The following is a 23419-nucleotide window of genomic DNA, read 5'->3' on the forward strand; positions in this document are numbered from 1 at the left end:
TGACGACCTTCAGGGCCGCGGCCTTCGGGCTGTTGACGACGATGCCCGCGGAGTCGTAGCCGCGGTACTCCAGTCGCTGCAGGCCTTCCAGCAGCAGCGGTGCCACGTCACGCTTGCCGATGTAACCAACGATTCCGCACATGTGGGTCCTGCCTCTCCAGCACTGGCGCCGGGGACGACGCGCGTGCTGATTGCACCACTGCGGCACCGACCGGCCCCTCCACCGAGTGGCTGATCAGCCGGGGGAGCGCGTCTCCCCACCATTGGACCTCCGCCCTCACGAGGCATTTCTCCGATCGATCCACCTCCCTTGTGACCCAGGTCACAGGTCTTTGGTCCCACTACGAACGTGCTTAGTCGATGTTTCCTCCGCACCCGATCGCGGCGTCGGCCTGCGCGGCCCCTCGGGTCCGCCGCCAGGCGGAGGGCTTCCGTCCTACGAACGTCCTTAGCAGCCAGGGGTGCTTGCGGCTCCCGGATCCGCTGGCTAGAACGGAGGTAGCGCTCCGGACGCCCCGGCTCCCAGGACCGCGATTCCCCATCCCCAACGGAAGGTCCCGCAATGTTCCGCACCCCGATGCCCCGCTTCCTCCGCCGCAAGAGGGGCGTCGCGGGTCTGACGGCCGCCGCGGCTGTGATCGTGGCGGGGGGTTCGCTGATGGGTGCGGCGCCGGCCCAGGCGGCCACCCCCGCTCCGCAGCAGATCGCCCACAAGCTGATCCCGAATACCGCGCAGTACGCGGCCTTCAACGAGATCATTTCCCACGAGAGTGGCTGGAGCCCGACGGCCGTCAATGCGTCCTCCGGCGCCTATGGCCTCGGCCAGGCGCTGCCCGCCGAGAAGATGTCCCAGTTCGGCGGTGACTGGCGGACCGACTCCACGACCCAGATCAAGTGGGCCCTGAACTACATGGACACCCGGTACGGCAGCCCCGAAGCGGCCTGGTCGTTCTGGCAGGCCCACCAGTGGTACTGATGGCCACCGCGCCCTCGCGCAACCTCAGCGGTATCTGAGGCCGTTCCGCGGGCAGGACAGGGGTGCGCGCAATGCCGACGATCTTCGCGTGCCGTGCCGCAGGCCATCGTGCCGCAAGGTACCACCGCACGGCCTGTACGGAAGTTTGGGGGGAGACCATGGCGGACGAAGTGGCCGACGCCCGTGACGGGCCGGCCCCGCGGTGAGGCGACCGTCTTCCGCCGGGTCCGCGACCACGAGCGGGAGCCGTCCGTCCTGGGCGACCTGATGGACCCCTTGGCGGTCATCGCGCGGCGGCTGGGCCTGCCGCACAGTGCGGTGCGTCAGGCCCTCCGGCAGCTGGACACCCTGGGAGAGGCGGTGATCTGTCGCCCTCGGATTCGCATCGCCCTGGGCCCGGCCCAGATGCACCCCCACGACCTACCCTCTTCGCCGCCGTCCGCGCCCGTATCCGCGCCGGCCGCTACCACAGGGGACAAACCCGGCCACCGGTCTGTTGGGTCAGGAGTTCGGCCTGCGCCCCGAGCACGTACCGGCGGCCCCTGCTCCCATCCCATGGACGAGGGTGGACGAGGGACTTCTGCGTCGGGACCTCTCGGGCCCGCACGGCCTGGCGCACTACGTCACCTGAACCCGGTGGCCGTCACGGAAAGGGTGCTCGAGGACGGCTGTAGGGGGTCCGCCAGCCGTGCGACTCGGGGCGGAAGGCAACCCCAGCATCCGTACCTCTCTGATCGAGATCAACGTGCCCCTACTGGTGGCCGCCGCCCCGGACGACGAGAACGAGATCATCAAGCGGCTCGACAACCGGCCCGGCAGCCGGGCAGCCCAGGCCCGCCGACCCGATGAGTCAGGTGACCGTCGGCGAACTCGCCGTGGATCCGCTGGCCCGGCCGGTCCATCTCGCGGGGCGCGAGCTGGCGCTCACCCGGCGGGAGTTCGGGCTCTCGACCTTCCTGGCCCGGCACGCAGGCACGGTGGTGTCCCGCCACCGCCTGCTCACGGACGTGTGGCGTGAGGATTGCATCGACGACCAGACCATCGAGGTGCACGTTTCCGCGCTGCTCCGCAAACCCGGTTGCCGCCGCCGCGCCGCGCTACCTGCGCACGGTGCGCGGAGTGGGCGTCAAACGGGTGGAACCGCGCTGAGGGGACCCGTCAGTTCACCGTGCGCGATCCGGCGGAGGAGCCGGCGCCGGCGCGTGCTTAGAGGGAAGCGGTTCTACGTTTCAGCGTGGCGACCAGACTCTCCGCCTCGATGAGGTACTGGTCGATGGTCGTCATACACGTCATTTCAATGGCGGCCTGGGCCACCTTCCATCCCGTGATCCGCTGGATCCCCTGGAAGCTCAGGTGCTTGTGCTTGAAATCCTCGTCCCTGACGATTTTGTTGATGCGCGTCACTACGTTACGGCATTTTTTTCCGGTGCTCTGGCTGAGCCTCTCCAGCTCCGTGAAATCGTTCCGAATGGTCCACCACTGATCCATGGTGGAGGGTGGCTGTAGTTTTTGCTCAATTATGGCCTTCTTCAGGGATGCCGCGTTTGCGATTTCGACGTCGACCATGTTTCCGATTCGGACGAGCTGCATGTTCAGCTCTTTCGCCGATTTGGAGACCGCTTCGACTGTCGCCGAATTCCGGCCTTCCCGGACGATGTTCCCGAGCCCCTTGAACACGTCGACAAGATCCTCGACGGCGTTGAGCTGATCGCGTAGCTGCCCTTGGAGGCTTTCGATCCCGGCATACGCGGACCTGTACTCCTTCGACGTGGTGTATTCGTAGAGTTCCCCGAGAGGGCCCTGGCGGCCCGTAAGGTCCTTGCGGATGCGCCGTACCAACAGCTGAACAGTCATCGCGTTGTATCGGATCGCGTTCGCGATCTCTTCGGCGTGCTCATGCGTGAGGGTTTTCGATCCTCTGCTGAAGCGGCGGGCGAAGGGGGACTCCCGCTTCTTGGGAACGCTTCTCGCCTTTTTGACGGTCGGCACCATCGGGGGCCTGCCGCTGGCTGCCGAACCAGCTGGCGGGGTGGCCCTCTGCCAGGGCTCCTGAGCCATCGACGGGGCGGGGTCCGCGGTTCCCCGCTGCGCGGCTCCCGTCGACCGGGGGGCGGTGGGGGCTGCCGGGCCGGATCTAGCGGGCGGGGTGGACGAGTCCGTCGCGATGTTCGTGCAGACGTAGTTGAACCACTGGCCCGCCACTTGGGCCCAGTAGGTGAGGTCCGCGTCGAGCGAGCGCAGGTTCTCGCAGGTCACGAAGTCCTGGTACTTCTGCATCTGAACGGCCATGTCGTTCATATGCGTCAAGAGGTCCTCGACGTTGTCGTAGACCTCTTTCAAGTCCGTATAAAGATCTTCACGGGTTCCGTTCCTGGAGTTTGAATAGTGCTGCCGTATCTCCTCCCAACTGTCGCTTCGCTCTGCCATGCATTCCCTGACGAAAAGCTTATTGAAGTCCAGGATGCCCGCGGTGAGTTTCCTGCACATCATCCTCGCGTTCGGCTCGGAAGGATCTTCCGCGAAATAGACCACAGCATCGCTGGCGCGGCTGCCGTCCATGGAGGCCATGAATTGGGTCTGGACCTCCTTGAGTAAGGACCAGACCTTTTTGCCATTTGCCTGGGGATAGGAGAGCTCGGCCCGTGTCTGGAGCTTTTCGCACGCGGAGGCGAGTGCGAAGTAGGACTTCTGGACCTCCCGGTAGGCGTCGAGCATCTCTTGCACGGCGTTCACCTCCCCTTCTCGGTGCGGGACGGCGCGCCGCGGCGGATTCCAGCGGGCGGTGCCGCCGTGGTGGCCGTGTGCAGGCGCCGCTCCTCGACGAGGGGGGCCGGGGCGACCGGGTCGGGCAGGAGGTCCGTGGTCAGGACCACCTGGAAGGAGGTCCGCTGCGCGAGCCCGGCCGCGCTCCACACCGCGTCCGGTGCCGCAAGACCTTCGGGGGCCAGCGCCAGGCGGGCCGGCGAGCCGCTCAGGCAGGCGGAGGGCAGCTGCTGGTATGCGGCCAGGAGTCCCAGCGCCTCGCTGAGCAGGCGCGTCTCCTCCTCGGTGTCGTGCTCGGACCAAGCCCACAGCAGGTAGGAGAGCCGGAAGCGGCGGGCCGGTCCGCCGCGGGCGACGACCCGGCCCGCATCGTCGCGCAGGTCGTGCCAGTCGCTGCCCATACCGGTCGGGATCTCCTCGATCCGGTGCAGGAACAGACCGATGCCGTGCGGCTGCGAGGCGGCGGCGGTCTGCCAATGTGCGAGCGAACCGGAGAAGACGGCCCCGCCTTCCGGTAGCAGGGATTGCAGCAGCCGGCGCAGGGAATTGGTGGCGTCGGTGAGAATCATGCTGGAATTGTCCACCGGGCGGCCCCGTGGGCGCGCCCGGCGGACGGGCAGGACGTCATGCCGATCCGGTGCCCTTTCGGGATGCGTGTTCAGCCCTTCCCCAAAGGGCAATTCCGGGGTCTTTCGGCCACCCGTTCGCTTCTACTCCCACGGCGCGTGCCGGGAGATCGTGTATCTACGACAAACGAGCGTCGGAGGAAGAATTGCCCAGTTACTTGTCCCCAGGTGTCTATGTTGAGGAAGTCCCGTCGGGCTCCAAGCCCATCGAGGGCGTCGGCACCGCCGTGTGTGCCTTCGTCGGACTCACCGAGAAGGGACCGGTCAACGAGCCCACGCTCGTCACGAACTGGACCCAGTTCGCGCAAAACTTCGGTGAGTTCACGGACAACTCCCACCTTGCCCACAGCGTCTACGGCTACTTCCTCAACGGCGGCGGCGGCGCGTACATCGTGCGCATCGAACCCTCCGGCGGAGAGACCGCACCCGTGGCCGCGCAGGCCGTCCTGTGCGATGCGCACGGCGAACCGGTGCTGCTGGTCCGTGCGGTGGACGCGGGCACGGCCGGCAACGGCCTGCGGGTTGTCACCGAGCCGGCCCACGACCGGGACGACAGCCTGTTCAAGCTCACGGTCCTCAAGGACGGGCGGCCCGTGGAGACGTTCGACAAGCTCTCCCCGGCCAAGGCCGCCGCAGCCGTCAACCAGCGGTCCAAGCTCGTCCGCCTGGAGGCCGCCCCGGCCGCAGCGGACGGAGCGGCGCCCGCGCAGCAGGGGGCGCAGTGCGAGGGCGGCGGCGACGGTGGAACCGCGTCCGCCACCCTCAGCCCCGCGGACTTCGTCGGTGACGCCCTGGCCCGTACCGGTATCTCCGCCCTGGAGGCCGTGGACGAGGTGACCATGGTGGCCGTGCCGGACGCCATGGCGGCCCTCGATTCCGGACTGCTGGACCGGGACGGCGCCAAGGCCGTCCAGCTCGCCGTCATCGCGCACTGCGAGCTGATGGCCGACCGCCTCGCCGTCCTCGACACCCCGGCCGGGCTCAACGCCCAGCAGGTGCGGGACTGGCGGGTGGACGAGGCCGGCTACGACTCCAAGTACGCCACCCTGTACTGGCCGTGGGTGAAGGTGATGGATCCCGCTTCCGGCAAGCCGCGCTTCCTGCCGCCCAGCGGCCACATGGCCGGCATCTGGGCCCGCAACGACGACACCCGCGGTGTCCACAAGGCACCCGCCAACGAGGCCGTGCGCGGCCCGCTCGCCCTCGAACTGGCGATCACGCGCCGCGAGCACGACCTGCTCAACCCGCTCGGCATCAACTGCATCCGGGTCTTCCCCGGCCAGGGCATCCGGGTGTGGGGAGCACGGACCCTCAGCAGCGACCCGGAGTGGCGCTACCTCAACGTCCGGCGGCTGTTCAACTTCGTCGAGACCTCGATCCTGCAGGGCACCAACTGGGTGGTGTTCGAACCGAACGACCCCAAGCTGTGGGACTCGGTCAAGCGGACCATCACGATGTTCCTGCGAGGGGTCTGGCGGGACGGGGCGCTGTACGGGCGCACGCCCGACGACGCCTTCTACGTCAAGTGTGACACCGAGAACAACCCCGAGGACAGCCGCGACCGCGGCGTCCTGACCGTCGAAGTCGGCATCGCGGCGGTCAAGCCCGCCGAGTTCGTGGTCTTCCGCATCTCCCAGTACTCCGAAGGCGCCTCGCTGGACGAGTAGGACCATCCGGTGCCTGCCCGGGCCCTGCCCGGCAGGCACCGGTCCGCATCCGTACCTCATCCGTAACGAATGAAGGGAGACTGCCATGTCGGCAGGACTCGGAGACCACGATGCGCTCACAGCGGCGCGCTTCTCCATCACCATCGACGGCCACGAGATCGCCTCGTTCTCAGAACTGTCCGGTATCACCACCGAGGTGGAACCCGTCGACTACCTGTCGTCCAACGACAAGGAAGTCATCTTCAAGAAGCTGCCCGGCAGGGCCAAGCCGCCCACGGTAGTGCTCCGGCGCGGCAAGACCGGCGGCATGGAGCTGTGGGCCTGGCACCAGTCGGTGCTGGCGGGGAACATCGCGACGGCCCGCAGGAGCTGCTCGCTGGTCATGTACAGCTTCGACGGCAAGCCGGTGGCCCGGTACTACCTCTTCAACGCCTGGCCCTCCAAGCTGGAGATCGGCTCGCTCAAGGCGGGCGCGACCGAGGTCCTGATGGAGACCACCACCCTCGTGTGCGAGAGCATCCAGCGGGTCTCGGCATGACGGACGGCACCCTGCGCACCGAGTACCCTTTCACGCTGCCCCGCGGTTACGTCGACCAGAACGGCACGGTGCACCGCCAGGGCGTCATGCGCCTGGCGACCGCCCGCGATGAGATCAGCCCGCAGTCGGACCCCCGGGTCCGGGGGAACCCCGCCTACCTCACCGTCCTGCTGCTGGAGCGCACCGTCATCGCGCTGGGCGACATGCCCGAGGTCACCGGCTACGTCGTCGAGAACCTCTTCGCTTCCGACCTGGCGTTCCTGCAGGACCTCTACAAGCGCATCAACCAGCAGGGGACCACCGAGGCCGCCGTGGCGTGCCCCGAGTGCAGCCACGAGTTCGCGGTGGACGTCTCCGGTGATGCCCCGGGGGAATGCTGACGTACGCAGCCGACCGCCTCTGGGAGGAGGCTGCGTACGTGGCGTACTACCTGCACTGGCCTCTGGACTCCGTCCTGGGCATGGAGCACCCGGTCCGCACCCGGATGATCGAGGAGATCGGCAAGATCAACCGCCAGCTCTCCGAAGAGTGACGGAGCGGTGAGCGCACAGGCCCGCGGGATCCCGCCACCGGTGCTCCGGAGCGGCACGCAGGGCGCGGCGCCACCGCCGGCCATCGCTGCCGGTGCACCCGGCGGCCCGTCGGCCACTGCCCACCCCCATGACCTCCGCACCCTCGGACAAGGAGCGAGATGAACTGGCCCTTCCGCCGCCGCGGCGGCAATGCCCCGGACGCCGGGCACCAGCCCGGTCCGACCCGGCCCACCGCTTCCGACACGGGTTCCACCAGCACCGGCAGCCCCGGCCCGGCGGCGGCCCGGCCGCCCGCCGAGTCCGCCGCGTGGCGGCGACTGCCCCCGCTCACCGGCCCGCTGACCGCAGTGGGGTCGGCGCGGCGACTCACCGCGGCGCCGAGCACGGACCGGACCGTACGGGAAGCCGCCACGATGCTGGCCACGGCTGCCACCGACACCGCCGCGGCCCGGCCCTCCGAGGTGCCCGCGGGCGTGGTGGAAGGCCTGGCGAGGCCCGTACCGCTGCGTCACATGCAGCCTCGTCGGACGGTGGACGCCCCCCTGGACCCGTCGGTCGCCCCCCACCGCCCAGGCGGTGCGGACAAGCCCACCGGGCGGCCGCGGGGCGAGCGCGCCCCGCTGCCGGAGGAGCCCGCCCCGGCGGTGGACCTGCCCGCTCCGGCTCCTCGCCGGGCCGCGGTCGCCCCGGCGCCGCAACCGGCCGCTGACCTGACCCGGGTCACCGAGGGCAGCGTCGGTGAACCCCGCCAGACCACCGTGTCGACGCACCCGCCATCATGGCTGAACGCGGGAGCCATCGGCCCCGACACCAACCTCGCCTCGATGCTGTTCCCGCTGCCCGGCGATGCGCCCCCGCCCTTCCTCGAAGGGCCGGCGTTCCCCGCGTCCAGGCCGGGGCCGGCCGTACGCGATCACCTGACGCAGCGGCGCAACCTCGGCCAGAGCCGCCGCATGGGCCTGGGTGGCGCGCTGTCCCATACCCCGCTTCCGGACCCCGCCGCGCTGGGGGAGGAGGACGGCCGCCCGCCGCCGGGCGCCGAACCCCTTTCCCCGGCCCCCGGACACGAGGCCCCCGCCGGTCCCACCGCGCCCGCCCCCTCCACTACGGAGTACCGGGCCGAGCCGCCCGCCGTGCCTCCGCCGGCCCCGGAACCGGTACCCGCCCCGGCGACGCGAGGGGACGCCCACCTCCCCGAGCCGGACGGGGCGTCGCCCGACGGCCCGCCCCGTCCCACGCTGCACCATCGCACGGCCGCCACCGCTTCGGCCCCCGACGACCTGGCCCGCGCCGTGTCCGACCTGCACGGTGTCGATGTCACCGGCACCGTACTGCACACCGGCGCCGAGGCCACGCGCAAGGCCGGCGAGCTGTCGGCCAAGGCCTTCACCAAGGACGCCGAGGTCTACCTCCCGGACACCGCGTCCGCCCTGGACTCACCCCGCACCCGGGGGCTGATCGCCCATGAGCTGACCCACGTGGCCCAGCAGAAGCGGTACGGCAACAACCTGCCGCCCGAGAACTCACCGGCCGGCCGGGCCCTGGAGGCGGAGGCCATCTCGGCGGAGCGCCACTTCCGCGGGGATCCCGGTGTACCCCCGCCCCTGGTCCACCGCAGGCCGGTCACCGCGGGGCCCGACCCTGAGGAGATCCGCCGCCTCATCGCCCAGATGACGCCCCAGGCGCCGGCCCCCGCGCCGCTGCCCGCCCCTGCGCCGCCGGAACCCGGGCCCGCGGCCCCGCAGGCCGAGCCCGAGCCCGTATACAACAGCCCCGCGGCCCCGCAGCCCGCGTCCGAGCCCGCATACAACGGCCCCGCGGAGATGTCCTGGTCCCCGGAGACCGGTCTGCTGGACGGCATCCAGCGGGCCAGCCGGGAGGAGATCGTCGAGGAGTACCTCGCCGAGCTCAACCACGCGCGCCGCCACACGAGCGATGGCCAGGCACCCGTCACACCTGACGACCTCATGAGGAACGAGCAGTGGCGGGAGGCGATCGAGTTCCGGGAGAAGCGGCGGTTCACGCGCGGCACCCGCGAGGAGACCATCGCCGAGTTCCTCGCGGAGAAGAACTACGAGCAGCGCCACGAGCGCGGTGACAAGCCGCCCCTGACGGCCACCGACCTCCAGACGAACCTGGCACTGAAGGACGCCATCGAGTTCCGTCTGGAAGAGTCGGGCCGACAGGGCAGGCTCGTCGCGGACGACAACGACGACGACATCGTGGAGGAGCAGGACGCTCACTGGCTCAAGGGCCAGCTGGGCCTGGGCGTCGCGCAGGGACTGGCCTCGACCTTCGGCATCACCATGGACCGAAAACGCCGCGGCGAAGTACGGGACTTCTTCGCCGGCCGCCCTGCGACGGCAGCAGCCCCGGACACCGACGGTGACGCGGTGTTCACCCCTGTGGGGCGGACGGCGACGGGCTGGAACGGCAACCCCCCCGCAGCCCTCCCGCAAGAGTCCGTTAAGGGTGCGGGTGCGAATAATGGGACACAGGCCCGCGGGGCGAGCCGCGTACCGCACGACACACCGCCTCCGTGGACATCGGTCTTCTCCCCGTCCGTCGGCCCGGCGCAGGGGAGCGAGCCGGAACCGGAGGAGTCCGGCAGCAAGGCCGGCACCGGCTTCGACCTTGGGAAAGCGGTCAAGGGCTCGCTGTGGGCGGCGGCTACGAGCGCCTTCCTCGGCGCACCCGAGGAAAACGCCGAAGCCGAGAAGAAGAAGGCCGAAGAGCAGACGGCAGCGGCGCGGGCGGCTGCCGAAAGCGCCCGCACGGCGGTCTTCGACATCGCCACGCTGAAGGACGACCAGTTGGACGCCCTTGCCCACCGTATCTACGGCAGGGTGCGCGACCGGCTGACCAGCGATCAGCGACGCGAACTGCGCGTACATCGTGAACGCAAAGGAACTAGGTAGGAGCTCAGCATGCCCCTGAACGACGACAGCACTCTCGCACTTGCCAACCGGTTCTCCGTGAAGGTGGACAACGGCCAGTTCGACCTCGGGAGTTGGACCCAGGTCCAGGGCTTGGACGTGCAGTGGAAGATGGCCGAGTACCGGGCGGGCGACGCCGGCAACGATCGCTGGTACTTCCCCGGTTTCACCGAGTACACCCCGCTGAAGCTGACGAGGGCCGCGTGCAAGGACTCGGAGCGGGTGCGCAAGTGGCTCTCGAGCAACTCGTTCAAGAGCAAGGGGCAGACAGGTGAGATCAAACTGATGGACCCCAGCAACGAGGAGGTCATCACCTGGAACCTGCGCCGGCTCGTCCCGGTCAAGTGGTCCATCGCCAGCTTCGACGCCGGCCAGAGCAAGGTGGCTCTGGAGACGCTGGAGCTCCAGCACCTCGGCTTCCTCGACGACGACAAGGCGTAGCGATGGCGGCGATAGGGACCGCACCCTCTTCCAAGTGGTCCGGCGACTCCATGCTCGGCATGGCCATGCGCTTCAAGGTGACCGTGGACGACTTCGGTGACCTCGGGTACTGGTCCTCGTGCCGGGGGCTGAACGTGACCTTCGACCACGAGGAGATCGAATGCGGCGGCAACTACGAACACACGGTCCTGCTCCCCAAGCGGCTCAAGTACGGCACCGTCACCCTGCAGCGGGCGGTCAAGGCCGATGACACGAAGGCGCTCCAGGCCTGGCTCCGCCGCGTGACCAAGGACTGGTACGGCTACGAGATCGGTGGCACGGAGTACAACGGCACCGGGGCGGAGATCTCCTTGATGAACGCCCACAACGAGCTGGTCTACAGCTGGCAGCTGCGCAGCGTCTTCCCGAAGAACTGGAAGGGGCCGGATCTCGACGCCGACACCAACAAAGTGGCCCTGGAGAGCCTGGAACTGGCCCACCAGGGGTTCCTCTAGGAGGCGTCGTGACCAACACCACCGCCGTACTGACGTGCACAACGCTGCCCATGGCCGGGGCGGTCCCCCTGCTGTTCAACCCGGAGAAGATCACGATAAGCCGGGAGGTCGGCTACCGTTCCCACGGCAGCAGTTCCCAGAACGGGGCCAAGAACGGCGAGACCGGCACTTCGTTCCAGAGGGCCGAAGCCCTCAAGATCAACCTGTCCGACGTGGTCTTCACCGGCGGTGAGACCAAGGCGCTGTGCGACCAACTGCTCAACTGGATGAGCCCGGGTTCGGGCGCCGCGGGGCAGGCCCTTGCGGGCGTCCTGGTGAAGACGGCGGGCTTCAACCCAGGCCTGGTCAACCGGCTGCCCGTCCTCAGCTTCGTCTACGGGCCTCCCATGCTGGGCTTCTGCTACCAGGTGGTGTTGATCGGCGCGACCATCAACTACACCCGCTTCACCGGGGCCGGGGTGCCGATCCGGGCGCGGGTCACCCTCAACATGAAGGAACAGCCCAGCCTGCTGGGCACGCTCCCGACCAACCCCACCTCCGGTGGTCTGCCCGGGCGGCGCAGCTACACCGTCACCGAGGGCGAAGACCTGGTGAACCTCGCACGCACCCAGTACGGAAGCACCGCGCACTGGCGCCGACTCGCCGATGCCAACGCCATCGACGACCCGTTGCGCATGCGTCCGGGAACCACCGTCTACCTGCCCAATCCCCACGAGTTCGACTGACCAGCCGGAGGAACGCTCCCGTGCCCGCTCTGAAGCCCCCGGCGACTCTTCCCGGGACGACTCCTTCCGACACCAGCATCGACGCGGTCCGCGCCGACGTCAGGGTCGGCCCCCTGGCAGCGGAAAGGGTGTCCGACCAGCTCGAGCCAATGATCATCCGTGTGGTGGTCGACACCCACCTGCACCTGCCCGACATGTTCGAGATCACCTTCGCGGACGACACAGGGCTGGCGGCGCAGGCCATGCAGCTCGGATACCAGGTCGAGATCAGAAGCGGGCAGGATCCCCCCGCGAGCCCCCCGCTCATCCGGGGCGAGATCACCTCGCTGGAAGCGGTCTGCGAGGACATGATGACCTACCTCGTCGTCCGCGGGTACGACCTCTCCCACGCCCTCCAGCGGGCCCGACGCACGCGCACGTTCGTGAACACTAAGGACTCCGACATCGCCGCCCGGATCGCCGCCGAGGCGAAGCTGAAGCGCGGGACGATCGAAGAGACGAAGTACGTGCACCGCCACCTGGCCCAGATAGCGCAGACCGACTGGGACTTCCTCCAGGCCCGCGCCCGGGCCAACGGCTTCGAAATGGGGGTGACCGGCAGCGAATTCCACTTCCGCCGCGCCTCCGCGGCGGCTCCGGCCACGGGGCTGAAGATGCGCCCAGCCCTGGACGCCACGCCCACGCTCACCTTCAAGGGCAACCTCATCTCCTTCCTACCCCGGCTGTCGGCGACCGAGAGGCTGCCCCGCCAGGTTGAGGTGCGGACGTGGGACGAGGAGCGCACCGAAGTCGTGGTCGCCACGGCTCCCGTGCGGACCGCCTCCGCCGGTCCGGTCCTGGGCGCGGGCAAGGGCTCCGTCGGCGCCCCTGCCGCAGCCGGAAAACTGGGCAGCCTCGCGGGCGCCACGGACGCCCACCTCATCGTGGACCACCCCGTGGGCGCCGGCGCCGACATCGCCGTCGCCGCGGAGGCGCTCGCGCAGGGCGTCGCCGAGCGGATGGCGGGGACGGCCGCGGAGGCGGAAGGACGCGCCATCGGCAGCAGCGCCATCCAAGCGGGCCGGCCCGTCCAGGTGGAGGGCGTCCCCCAGCCGTTCTGCCGCAGCTGGATGGTCACCCAGGCACGGCACACCTTCTGCGAGGACGAGGGCGGCTACTACACCGACTTCTTCGCCCACGGAAGCGACGACCTCTCCCTGCCGGGTATGGCTTCGTCCGCCCAGGACTCCGGAGCGGACCGGCGCGCCCGCGGCATGATGTGCGGCATCGTCACCAACGTCGCCGACCCCACCGGTCGCAACCGGGTCAGGGTTCGACTGCCCCTGCTGTCACCCGACTTCGAGACCGACTGGGTGCGCGTGGTACAGCCGGGCGGCAACCGTGGCGGGGCCGTCTTCGTGCCCGAGGTCGGGGACGAGGTCCTGGTGGCCTTCGAATGGGACGACGTGAACCGGCCGATCGTCATCGGCGGGATGCGCAACGGCGCGAGCACCCTTTCGCTGGGCGGTCCCGCAGTCGAGCGGAAGGGCGAGACGGGCTCGGTCATGCGCCGCGGCCTGGTCAGCAGCAGCGGCAACAGGCTCGCCTTCGTCGAGGTCCCGCCCAACCGGTCCCCCCTCAGGGAGCAGTCCTCCATCGTCCTGGCCACCGACCAGGGCGACCTGGGCCTGACCATCGACAAGACGACCGGCCAGGTGCTGCTCACGTGCAAGCCGCAGACCGGCAGGGGCAAGGGGAAGGGCGACCTGACCATCTCCACCGACGGCAGCGGCACCGTGACGATCGACAGCGGCCCCAAGGGCTCGGTGAACGTGACCGGCGGCGACATCAGCGTCCGCGCGTCCCGCGCCCTGAACCTCGAAAGCGACGGGCAACTGAACCTCAAGGGCCAGAACGTCAAGATCTCCGGCCGCCTGATCGAGCTCAACTGACACTGCGACACGAGGACACCATGGCTGTGAACAGAGCCGACGATTTCATAGGCGCCGGATGGGCCTTCCCGATGGGGGTGAGTGCCACCGGCGGAATCGCCCTGGTCCGGCACGAGACCAAGCTAGAACAGGCGATGAAGATCATCCTGTCGACGTACCCGGGCGAGCGTCCCATGCGGCCCGGCTTCGGCTGCAGGCTGCGCGACTACGTCTTCCGGGACACCGGCTACCAGACCATGGCCATGCTCTCGGAAGAGGTGCGCACGGCCCTGATCAGCTGGGAGCCTCGCGTCGACATCCACAGCGTACGGGCCGCGTCCGACCCGGACGAGCCGAGCCTGGTCCACATCGACATCGTGTACGCCATCAAGTCCACGAACGACCGGCGCAACCTCGTGTTCCCGTTCTACACGATCCCTGATGAGGAGGAGGACTACTGATGGCGCTTCCGTCGCCCGACCTCGACGACCGCCGGTTCCAGGACCTGGTGGACGATGCCAAGCGCATGGTCATGCGCCGCTGCCCGGAATGGACGGACCACAACGTCTCCGACCCGGGCGTCACCCTGATCGAGACGTTCGCCTTCATGACGGACCAGCTGCTGTTCCGGCTCAACCGCGTGCCTGACCGCATGTACGTGAAGTTCCTCGACCTCCTCGGAGCCAGGCTGCTCCCACCCGTACCGGCGCAGGCCCCTGTCACCTTCTGGCTGTCCGCGCCGGCGGCCACCGCGATGACCGTGCCAGCAGGCACGAACGTCGCTACCCTGCGCACGGAGACCGAGCATTCCGTGGTGTTCGCCACCCGGCACGAGCTGCGGCTCCCGGCCGCCGGTCTGCAGCACCTGATGACGCTGGAAGCGGAAGGCGGCACCCTGCTCGCCCGCGACGAGCAGCACCGCCTGCGGGTCGGCTTCCCGGCGTTCGGCTCGCAGAGTCCGGCCGTCGACGACTGCCTCCTGGTGGGCCTGACCGACGCGGTACCGCGGGCGCTGGTCAGCCTGGACTTCACCTGCCGCATCCAAGGCGTCGGCGTCGACCCCGACCATCCGCCGCTGGTGTGGGAGGCCTGGGACGGGGACGACTGGCAGGCGTGCCGCGTGCACTCGGACGCCACCGGCGGCCTCAACCGTCCCGGCGCGATCGTGCTCCAGGTGCCGCCCGGCCACCACGCGAGCATCCTCGACGGCAGGCGCGCGGGCTGGCTCCGAGCCCGCGTGATCGCGCCCCGGCCGGACTGCCCCGCGTACAGCACCTCGCCCGTCATCGACTCGATGGACGCGTCGGTGATGGGGGGGACGGTCGACGCGGTGCACGCCGAAATGGTCCACAACGACGACCTGGGTGCCTCCGACGGCACCGGAAACCAGCGGTTCCAGGCGTCCCACGCACCCATCCTGGCGACGGCCGTACCGGCCGTCGTCGAGGTCAGCAGCGAGGACGGCTGGACGCGGTGGACCGAGGTGGAGCACTTCGCCGACAGCGGTCCCGACGCCCCGCACTACGTCGTCGACAGCACGCACGGCACGGTCTGCTTCGGGCCGATGGTGCGGCAGCCCGACGGCACCATGCGCCGTTACGGCGCCGTCCCCCCGAAGGACTCGGTCGTGCGGCTGCGACGGTACGCCACCGGCGGCGGGGCGGTGGGCAACGTCGGCCAGGGGGCCATCCAGACGCTCAAGTCCTCCATCCCCTTCATCGCCCGGGTGGAGAACCTCGTCCCGGCGACGGGGGGCGTGGACGGGGAAAGCGTCGAAGAGGTCAAGTCCCGCGCCCCGATGCTCATGCACACCCGGGGCCGGGCGGTGACGGCCGAGGACTTCGAGGTCATCACCCGGGAGGCGGCCCCCGAACTGGCCCGCGTACGCTGCCTGACGGCCCAGGAGGCCGGCCTGCCGCCCGGCGCCGTGAAGGTGCTCGTGGTGCCCGGCCTCCCCGACGAGCCGGGCCCCGCCCGGTTCGCCGCCCTCAAGCCCAGGCAGAGCACGCTGGACACCGTGGCCAGACGGCTGGACGAGCGCAGGCTCGTCGGCACCACCGTCCTGGTGGAGCCTCCCCTCTACAGGGGCGTGACCGCGGTGGCACGGCTGCGCGCGGTGCCGGGTGCCAAGACGGACCGCGTCACCGACGACGCCCTGAACGCACTCCACCGCTACCTCAACCCCGTGACCGGCGGCCCCGAGGGCACCGGCTGGCCCTTCGGCCGGCCGGTGCAGTCCGGCGACCTCTACGCGGTCCTCCAGCGGGTCGACGGCGTGGGCATCGTCGAGGAGGTACGGCTGTTCAACGCCAACCCGGTCACGGGTGAGCGCGGGGAGGAGACCGACCGCGTCACGCTCGACCGGGACAGCCTGGTCTTCTCCTTCGAGCACCAAGTCCTCGTGGAGGGGAGCGGGACATGAGGGGAACCGTCACCGACTTGGTCACCCCCTACCCGATCGGTGCGTACCTGCCGGCCGTGTACCAGGAGGACTCCTTCGTACAGCGTTTCACCAGCGGCCTCGACGACGTCCTCGCACCGGCGATCGCCGTCCTCGACTCGCTGGAGGCGTACGCGGACCCGGACACGGCTCCGGTGGACTTCCTGCCTTGGCTGGCCGGGTGGCTGGGCATCACGGTGGAGGAGACCCTTCCCGAGGCCGCCCGGCGCGCCCGGGTCAAGCACGCGGCGGAGTCGTTCGTCGTCCGCGGGACGTACGAGGGTCTGCGCGACGCGCTGCGCACCCTGACGGGAGCGTGGGTGGAGGTGGTGGACAGCGGTGGGGTCCACTGCTCCGACCGGGCCGGTGGCTGCGGCCCCATCGATGCCGAGCCCGCCGTCATCGTCCGGCTGCCGCGTGCGCTCGCCGCCCAGCGGGAGGCGGTCGAGGCGCTGGTCGCCGGCGCGGTGCCCGCACACGTACACCGTGCCGTGGAGCTGCTGGAACATGACCACGTGTCGTAAGTGCGGGTTCAACAACGGCGCGGGTGACAAGTTCTGCGGCTCGTGTGGCTCGTTCCTGGAGTGGACCGGCAAGAAGCAGAAGATCGACCTTCCCGACGACCTGCGCCAAGAGGCCGAACAGCGGGCCGGGGGGCCCGCCCCGTCTGCCCTGCAGAGGCTGCAGCGGAGCTTGTATGCCGATGTCGGCAGCCGCTCCGCCCTGCCGGGCCGGACGGGACCGGCGGGCGTTCCGGGCATGGGTGGTCCTCCCGGCATGGGCGGCCCCCCGGGTATGGGGCGTGCGCCGGGTATAGGTATGCCGGGCATGGGTGGTCCTCCCGGTATGGGTGGTCCTCCCGGTATGGGTCCTCCGGGTATGGGTGGCCCTCCCGGTATGGGTATTCCTTCGCGTATGGGTGGACCTCCGGGTATGGGGCGTCCCCTGGTCGGCGACGAGGACGAGGACGAGGACGACAAGTTCCTTGCATCCCTCCTCAAGACGAAGACCGGGCCCACGGCGCGGCAGGGCGCGGACGATGGGGACGACGACGATGACGATGACAACGAGGATGACGACGACGATTGGCTCGCCGACCTCCTGAAAGGCGATGAGGACGACGACGAAAAGGACGACGAAAAGGGCGAAGAGGGTGATGACTGGCTTGCGGCTCTCCTGAAAGAAAAGGACGACGACAAGTCCGATGGTGAGGAGGACGACGAGGACGACTGGCTCGCCGACCTCTTCAAGGAAGACGCAGACGAAGACACGGCCGCGGGCGACGAAGACGCAGGCGATGGCGGCGACGTCGACGTCGACGAGGCGGCAGACGACCACGCCAAGAAGGGGGGCGAAACCGAGAAGGACGAGGAGGACGAGGAGGACGAGGAAGACGAGGAAGACGAGGAGGGCGACTGGCTCGCCGACCTCCTGAAGGAGGGCCAGGACGACGACGAAGAAGCAGAGGGCGGGGACGACGACGAGGTACCGGAGGGCGAGGAGGAGCCCGGTCTCGTCGCGCCGGCCGAACCCGAGGAGCGCAGACCTCCGCAGCGGCGGCGCGCCACCCGGGCGGCCATGTCCGGTGACCTGGTCTGCCCGGAATGCGGCGAGAACAACGATGACGAGCGAAAGTTCTGCAGCAGGTGCGGATCGTCCCTGGAGCAGGCCGAGCAGGCGACCATGTCGTGGTGGCCGAGACTGTGGGCCAGGCTCCACCGGGGGCCGGCCGTGCTCGAGGCCGGCCAGCGCCCCGGGCAGGCCGGGGTGCGCGACAAACGGCGCTTCGCCCCGTCCATGCTCGTGGGCCCGATCCGTCTCGTGGGCAGCGTCGCGCTGTTGACCTTGACCACCCTCTACATGGTCCACAGTCCCTTCCGCCAGTACGCCACGTCCCAGGCAGCCGAGGTCCAGTCCCGGCTGAAGGCGACGATCAAGCCCGAGTTCTCCCCCGTCCACCCTGATGTGGAGGACCTCGGCTCGGGTGATCCGGCGCACTCGAGCTTGCAGGCCTTCGATACGTGGTCGGACACCTTCTGGCTCTCCTCCCCCAAGGACAGCCAGGGCGTCGTCCTCAAGTTCGCCGAACCGGTGGACCTGACCCACGTGGTGGTGCGCAACGGAGCCCATCCCGACTTCAAGGCCTATGACCGGGCCAAGCAGCTGGAGATCGAGTACTCAAACGGGCGTAAGCAGACCGTCGCGTTGTCGGACAAGGGTGAGGGACAGGCCCTGAGATTGGACTCACAGGGCACGGCCACATGGGTCAAAGTCCGGGTCGTGAGTGCCTACGGCAACCACAAGAGCGACCAAGTCGCCCTGTCAGAACTCGAGTTCTTCACCACGGTCCGCGGATACCTGTTCTGAGCCGGGGACCCGGAGTTTTTGATCGCGGTGTTGTGGGACGGACCGGACAGCGATAGCCGGCCGTTAGGGGGCCGACGTCTAGTTTGGCTGCAGGTCACTCTTCGACCACCGCGGATGCGCGGAGGGAAATGACAGACCATCAACATCGCGCCGCGCGAGCGGCGGAGAAGGGAAAGAACCATGCTCGGAAAAGGCCATGGCCGACGTCGTCGCCCGAAGCCCACGTGCACGCAGCGGGTAGCCGCCGCGACCGGCGTCACGGGTGTCGGCATCGCTCTCCCGCTACTGCTCGGCGGCACCGCGGAGGCTGCGACCCCGGAAGCCTGGGACAAGCTGGCCCAGTGCGAGAGCGGGGGGAACTTCGCCATCAACACCGGTAACGGCTACTACGGTGGCCTGCAGTTCTCGCCGGAGACCTGGAAGGCCTTTGGGGGCGGCCAGCACGCCGAGAGCGCCCACCTGGCCACGAAGGCACAGCAGATAGCCGTCGCCGAGAAGGTCCTCGCCGTGCAGGGGGCGGGCGCGTGGGGGGCCTGCTCGGGTGCGCTGGACGGGCAGAGTGCGTCCACAGACGGGGCGGACACCAAGTCGGCTCCCGTGCGGACGCCCGCGCCAGAGAAGCCCGAGAGCACGGGCGGCGGCACGGACCAGGCCGCCGGTACGTACACCATCAAGCCGGGCGACACACTGTCCGGCATCGCACAGGCACACAGCCTGGACGGCTGGCACCCGCTCCACGACGCGAACAAGAGCGCGATCCCCGATCCGAACTTGATCAGCCCTGGCCACAAGCTAGTCGTACCCGAAGGCGGCAAGGCGGCGGCCCCGCAGGAGAAGAAGGCCAAGCCGGTCCTGCAGGAGAAGAAGGCCGCGCCGGCGAAGGGGCCCAAGGCCGTGGTGCCAGTCGAGGGCTACGTGAGTGCTCACTACAAGATGGCGGGCTCATGGGCCCTCGGGTTCCACACGGGGATCGACTACGCCGCACCGCAAGGAACCCCGGTCAGTGCCGTGGTCGACGGCACCGTCCGGAGCGCGGGGGTCAACGGCGCGTTCGGCAACCAGGTGGTCGTGGAGCACCAAGTGACCGTGGACGGCAAGAACCAGACCAGGTACTCATCGTACTCGCACCTCAGCCGTATCGATGTCCAGCCGGGCGATCGTGTGGACGCGGGCACCCAGGTGGGCTTGGTCGGCAGCACGGGCCGCAGCACCGGACCGCACCTGCACTTCGAGGTCGGGACGGCCGCCGACACGTACTCCAGCCACACCGATCCGGGGGCGTTCTTACAGTCCCAGGGCCTCGGTCCCGTACAGGCGCGCTGAGGAAAGGGCGGCCGGAAGTGATCCGACACGACACGTTCCAACAGGAGATGCTCAGCCTGGCGCCCGCGGACGAGGAGGAGACGCGTGCCGCGCGCGGGGTCGTGGCCTCCAGGTCCCGCGACGCCATCGATTGCACGGCCCTCCTGGGGATGCTGGGGCTCCTTCCGGAGCCGCCCTCCCCGGAGCCGGACCGGGCCACCCCCCGTATCCACGTCCTGCCGCCGCTCCTGGAAGGCAAGCGCCGCCAGCGGCGCCTCTGAAGCCCAGCGCGCGCACCACGTTCATCAGGACGCTGGCGGCAGCGTCGCACACGATGAACCGCAAGGCCAGCACCACCGGGAGGCGGTGCTGGAGGCCGTAGACCAGGGAGGAGCCCCGGCTCTCCCCGCGCCTGACCCGGACGGGCGACGCGACGCGCGATGTCCGTCCGCACACTGGGCGGCGATCCCGGACGAAAGAGGTACGGAAGAGAGGGATGTCCACGGGGGTCGATCGAAGCCGCATCGGAGACTGGACAGGTGCTGGGCTGGGCCACCTGGGTGGTGGCCCAGCCGCCGCGGAGTTCTGGGCGTACGCGAAATCGAGCAGGGAGGCCTTCGGAATCTGGGGCGGCCTGACCGACGGCCAACGCGGTTGGCCGTGACCGGCAGGGCCCGCCGGGCCGACGCCGCTCACCGCGACTATCCTCGGAGCTAGAGAGCGTCCGTGCCGCGTGTCAGTGCACCCAGAATTCCGAGGTGACCCTCCATGACGGATCGCATCCGGGTCGTCATCGCGGACGATCACCCCCTCTACCGTGAGGGGGTGCGCAGGGCCCTGGCCATGAGTGGAACCATCGAGGTAGTGGGTGAGGCCTCGAACGGACGCGAAGCCCTGAAGATGATCAAAGAGCTCACTCCCGATGTCGCCCTGGTCGACTTCAGGATGCCCGACATGGACGGCATCGCCCTGACGCGCGCCGTCGCGCAGTGGAAGCTCGCCACGCGCGTGGTCGTCGTCAGCGCGTTCCAGAACAGCGAACTCGTCTTCCGCGCTCTGGAGGAGGGTGCCGCGGGCTACCTCCTCAAGGACGCCAAACGGGCCGAGCTGGTCGAGGCGGTGCGCCAGGCGGCCGTCGGCAGGACGGTGATCCCCCCGGACCTCGCCGGCGGTGTCGCCGAGGAAATCCGTATGCGTGCGCAGTCCGGCGGGCCGGTCTTCACCGAAAGGGAGCTGGAAGTGCTGCGGGACTTCGCCGAGGGGATGAGCATCCCGCAGATCGCGCAGAAGCTGTTCCTGGCGCCCAGCACCATCAAGACCCACGCACAGCACCTCTACGAGAAGCTCGGCGTCGGTGACCGGGCCGCGGCCGTCGCGGAGGGGATGCGTCGTGGGCTGATGGACTGAGCCACCCGCCCCACAGGCGGTAGGTGACCGGGTACCGCGTTCCGTCCCCCGGTCGGAGGAAACGGGCTGTCCGCCCGGGTCCTCCGATCCCCGGATCCCGTCGGCCTTCCCCGCACGCAATCTGGTTCACGAGGGTGCTGAAGAGGCGCCACCGAGGGCACGGAGACGGGCAATGGCTTGGACGCGCGTGACGGTGATAGAAGATGACGCGGAGATCCGCGAGTTCCTTTCGGCTTCCTTGCGGAAGCTGAAGTACGACGTCCATGCCGTCGCCAAGGGAACCGACGGCCTTAGCCACGCCGCCGCCGCGGCCCCGGGCGGTGTGATCATCCTCGACCTCGGACTGCCGGACATCGACGGCCTGGACGTGCTCAAGATGCTGCGCGCCACGGTGAACACCCCGGTCCTGGTGGCCAGCGCCCGGGACGACGACAATCACATCGTGCGTGCGCTGAACCTGGGGGCCGACGACTACGTCGTCAAACCGTTTTCTGCAGAGCACCTCGACGCCCGGATCCGCGCCGTGCTGCGGCGCTCCGGCGACCGGCGCGAGGAGAGCACCTACCACGTCGGCGGGCTGAGCATCGATTTGGATGCCCACACCGCCACCCTGGACGGCCGGGAGCTGGAGATGCGGCCCAAGGAGTTCCGGCTCCTTACCTACCTCACCCGGAACGCGGGCCGCGTGGTCAGCAAGGGCGAGCTCCTCAGCGAGATCTGGGACGACGCCTTCGGCGCCAGCGAGAAGACCATCGACGTCCACCTGTCCTGGCTGCGCCGCCGCCTCGGCGAGACCGCCGCCGAACCGCGCTACCTCCACAGCGTGCGCGGCGTCGGAGTGAAGATCGCCGAACCAGCCGCCTAGCATGCGGAGGAAGTTCGCCCTCGTCAGTGCGCTGAGCACCCTCCTCACCGTCTTCCTGCTGGGCGTACCGCTGGTCTTCTACGCGGGGTACGCCCACCTCGCCCAGGCCGACCACGACGCCGTCCTGCAGGCACAGACCCTCGCCACCCTGACCCGCGAGTCCGCCCGGTCGGGGACGGGTCAGCTCACCTCCTGGATCGCCGATCAGCAGGCCAGCGTCCGAGCCACCGTGGTCATGCCCTGGGGCGCTCGCTACGGGGCGCCGGTGCCGTGCCTGCAGCAGCCGGAACCCGACCGCCCCGGCGACCTCGAGCACTGGACCTGCAACGGCGACCGCGTCGCCAGCCTGTCCGTGCCCATGGCTGGCGGCGGCCAAGCCCAGATCGACGTGGCCGTCGACACCGCCGGGGCGAGCGAGGAGACCCTACGCGTCGTGGCCGCCCTCGCCGCCGCGGCCGTCCTGCTACCCGCCGTGTCCGTAGTCCTCGCCGACCGGCTGGTCCGCTCGGTGGTACGCACCGCCGAGGAGCTGACCGACGTGGCGACCAACCTGCGCCAGGGGCGGCTCGACGCCCGGTTCCGGGGAGAGGGCCCGCGGGAGCTCCAGCAACTGGGGGTCACCCTCAACGCGCTGGCCGCCAGAACCGGCGCCCTCGTCACCAACGAGCGCGAGTCCCTGGCGGACCTGTCCCACCGGCTGCGCACCCCCATCACCTCGCTGATGCTCCAAGCGGAGGCGCTCAAGGGCCACACGGAGGCGGAACGGCTGCTGGCCGGCCTGCACGAGCTGAACGGCGAGGTCACCAGGGTCATCCGGCACGCCCGCAAACCGATCGCCTCGGAGGGCGGCCTGACCGCCTGCCTGGACGCGGTGGTGTCGGAGCGGGTGGCCTTCTGGGCGGTCCTGGCCGAGGAACAGGGCAGGGCGTGCGAGCTGACGGTCTACGACACCGACTGCCAGGTGTACGTACCGCAGTCCGAACTCGAGGCCGTGGTCGACGTGTTGCTGGAGAACGTCTTCACCCACACCCCAGAAGCCGCGGGCATGCGGATCACCGTACGAGCCGTCATGGGCGGCGGTGCCGAACTGACCATCGACGACGACGGACCAGGCTTCTCCGACCATCGCGTGGTCGAACGCGGCCGCAGCACCGGCGGGTCGAGCGGGCTCGGCCTGGACATCGCCCGCCGCACGGCCACGATCTCCGGCGGCCGTCTCGTTCTCAGCGCCGCGCCCTCCGGGGGAGCGCGCGCGACCCTTTCCTTCGGCGGGCCCGCCGTCTCCCGCCGCCCTGCCGGTCGGCCCTCCGCGCCACCGCGTTGAGAAGCCAAGGGGTTGCGCCACCGGTCAGGGCTCGCTGCGCCGCCTGCGCACGGAAGCCCTGTCGTAGTGCGGGGGAGCGGACCGGATTCCTGCTGACAGTCGAGT

At 69.5% G+C, this 23419-nt stretch carries 22 protein-coding genes; 20 read left to right on the forward strand and 2 right to left on the reverse strand.

All coding sequences use genetic code 11. The features are described 5' to 3' along the window. Positions 1 to 562: 562 nt before the first annotated feature. Positions 563 to 976, forward strand: coding sequence for a transglycosylase SLT domain-containing protein (locus tag OTB20_RS38485; protein WP_267824570.1), 414 nt, complete (start codon positions 563 to 565; stop codon positions 974 to 976). Between the two features lie 845 nt (positions 977 to 1821). Next, positions 1822 to 2238: a winged helix-turn-helix domain-containing protein gene (locus OTB20_RS38490; RefSeq protein WP_267824571.1), complete on the forward strand. Its 417-nt coding sequence runs from the start codon at positions 1822 to 1824 to the stop codon at positions 2236 to 2238. On the opposite strand, the gene OTB20_RS38495 is transcribed toward OTB20_RS38490, so the two are convergent. Continuing rightward, complete coding sequence (locus OTB20_RS38495) at positions 2183 to 3709, reverse strand: hypothetical protein (RefSeq protein ID WP_267824572.1); 1527 nt, start codon at positions 3707 to 3709, stop codon at positions 2183 to 2185. The two genes, OTB20_RS38490 and OTB20_RS38495, sit on opposite strands and share 56 nt — an antisense overlap. Then, positions 3706 to 4308 (reverse strand): Pvc16 family protein, encoded by a 603-nt coding sequence (locus OTB20_RS38500; RefSeq protein ID WP_267824573.1) that lies wholly within the window; start codon positions 4306 to 4308, stop codon positions 3706 to 3708. The genes OTB20_RS38495 and OTB20_RS38500 overlap by 4 nt, the downstream gene beginning before the upstream one ends. A gap of 203 nt (positions 4309 to 4511) precedes the next feature. On the opposite strand from OTB20_RS38500, the gene OTB20_RS38505 reads away from it, so the two are divergent. From OTB20_RS38505 to OTB20_RS38595, 18 genes are all read left to right on the forward strand, one after another. After that, a complete protein-coding gene (locus tag OTB20_RS38505; protein ID WP_267824574.1) occupies positions 4512 to 6032 on the forward strand; it encodes a phage tail sheath family protein in 1521 nt (506 codons plus the stop codon). Positions 6033 to 6117: 85 nt separating this feature from the next. Then, a complete protein-coding gene (locus tag OTB20_RS38510; RefSeq protein ID WP_267824575.1) occupies positions 6118 to 6570 on the forward strand; it encodes a phage tail protein in 453 nt (150 codons plus the stop codon). Then, positions 6567 to 6950, forward strand: coding sequence for a hypothetical protein (locus tag OTB20_RS38515; protein WP_267824576.1), 384 nt, complete (start codon positions 6567 to 6569; stop codon positions 6948 to 6950). Before OTB20_RS38510 ends, OTB20_RS38515 begins: the two co-directional genes overlap by 4 nt. Then, positions 6944 to 7102 carry a DUF6760 family protein gene (locus tag OTB20_RS38520; protein ID WP_267824600.1) on the forward strand — a complete coding sequence of 53 codons (159 nt, stop codon included), beginning with the start codon at positions 6944 to 6946 and terminating at the stop codon, positions 7100 to 7102. The genes OTB20_RS38515 and OTB20_RS38520 overlap by 7 nt, the downstream gene beginning before the upstream one ends. Before the next feature lie 159 nt (positions 7103 to 7261). After that, the gene (locus OTB20_RS38525) at positions 7262 to 10021 is read left to right on the forward strand and encodes a DUF4157 domain-containing protein (protein WP_267824577.1); all 2760 of its coding nucleotides are present in this window, start codon (positions 7262 to 7264) and stop codon (positions 10019 to 10021) included. Between the two features lie 9 nt (positions 10022 to 10030). Further along, positions 10031 to 10480, forward strand: coding sequence for a phage tail protein (locus OTB20_RS38530; protein WP_267824578.1), 450 nt, complete (start codon positions 10031 to 10033; stop codon positions 10478 to 10480). A gap of 2 nt (positions 10481 to 10482) precedes the next feature. Next, positions 10483 to 10974: a phage tail protein gene (locus OTB20_RS38535; protein ID WP_267824579.1), complete on the forward strand. Its 492-nt coding sequence runs from the start codon at positions 10483 to 10485 to the stop codon at positions 10972 to 10974. 8 nt (positions 10975 to 10982) lie between these two features. Then, positions 10983 to 11699, forward strand: coding sequence for a LysM peptidoglycan-binding domain-containing protein (locus tag OTB20_RS38540; RefSeq protein ID WP_267824580.1), 717 nt, complete (start codon positions 10983 to 10985; stop codon positions 11697 to 11699). Positions 11700 to 11719: 20 nt separating this feature from the next. Next, the gene (locus OTB20_RS38545; protein ID WP_267824581.1) at positions 11720 to 13630 is read left to right on the forward strand and encodes a VgrG-related protein; all 1911 of its coding nucleotides are present in this window, start codon (positions 11720 to 11722) and stop codon (positions 13628 to 13630) included. A gap of 20 nt (positions 13631 to 13650) precedes the next feature. After that, complete coding sequence (locus OTB20_RS38550; protein ID WP_267824582.1) at positions 13651 to 14070, forward strand: GPW/gp25 family protein; 420 nt, start codon at positions 13651 to 13653, stop codon at positions 14068 to 14070. Next, positions 14070 to 16031, forward strand: a complete 1962-nt coding sequence (locus tag OTB20_RS38555) for a putative baseplate assembly protein (protein ID WP_267824583.1) — start codon at positions 14070 to 14072, stop codon at positions 16029 to 16031. Before OTB20_RS38550 ends, OTB20_RS38555 begins: the two co-directional genes overlap by 1 nt. Continuing rightward, entirely contained in the window at positions 16028 to 16573 is a 546-nt protein-coding gene (locus OTB20_RS38560) for a phage tail protein I (RefSeq protein ID WP_267824584.1), read from the forward strand. Before OTB20_RS38555 ends, OTB20_RS38560 begins: the two co-directional genes overlap by 4 nt. Before the next feature lie 409 nt (positions 16574 to 16982). Beyond that, on the forward strand, positions 16983 to 18416 hold the full coding sequence (locus tag OTB20_RS38565) for a zinc ribbon domain-containing protein (RefSeq protein ID WP_267824585.1): 1434 nt from the start codon (positions 16983 to 16985) through the stop codon (positions 18414 to 18416). A gap of 180 nt (positions 18417 to 18596) precedes the next feature. Next, positions 18597 to 19739: a transglycosylase family protein gene (locus OTB20_RS42630; protein WP_324290468.1), complete on the forward strand. Its 1143-nt coding sequence runs from the start codon at positions 18597 to 18599 to the stop codon at positions 19737 to 19739. Between the two features lie 17 nt (positions 19740 to 19756). Further along, on the forward strand, positions 19757 to 19999 hold the full coding sequence (locus OTB20_RS38580) for a hypothetical protein (RefSeq protein ID WP_267824586.1): 243 nt from the start codon (positions 19757 to 19759) through the stop codon (positions 19997 to 19999). Positions 20000 to 20486: 487 nt separating this feature from the next. Then, on the forward strand, positions 20487 to 21125 hold the full coding sequence (locus tag OTB20_RS38585; RefSeq protein WP_267824587.1) for a response regulator: 639 nt from the start codon (positions 20487 to 20489) through the stop codon (positions 21123 to 21125). 172 nt (positions 21126 to 21297) lie between these two features. After that, a complete protein-coding gene (locus OTB20_RS38590) occupies positions 21298 to 21990 on the forward strand; it encodes a response regulator transcription factor (RefSeq protein ID WP_267824589.1) in 693 nt (230 codons plus the stop codon). A 1-nt stretch (position 21991) separates the two neighbouring features. Then, a complete protein-coding gene (locus tag OTB20_RS38595) occupies positions 21992 to 23314 on the forward strand; it encodes a sensor histidine kinase (RefSeq protein WP_267824590.1) in 1323 nt (440 codons plus the stop codon). Positions 23315 to 23419 lie beyond the last annotated feature (105 nt).

The organism is Streptomyces sp. H27-H1, from assembly GCF_026627445.1.
GTDB lineage: Bacteria > Actinomycetota > Actinomycetes > Streptomycetales > Streptomycetaceae > Streptomyces.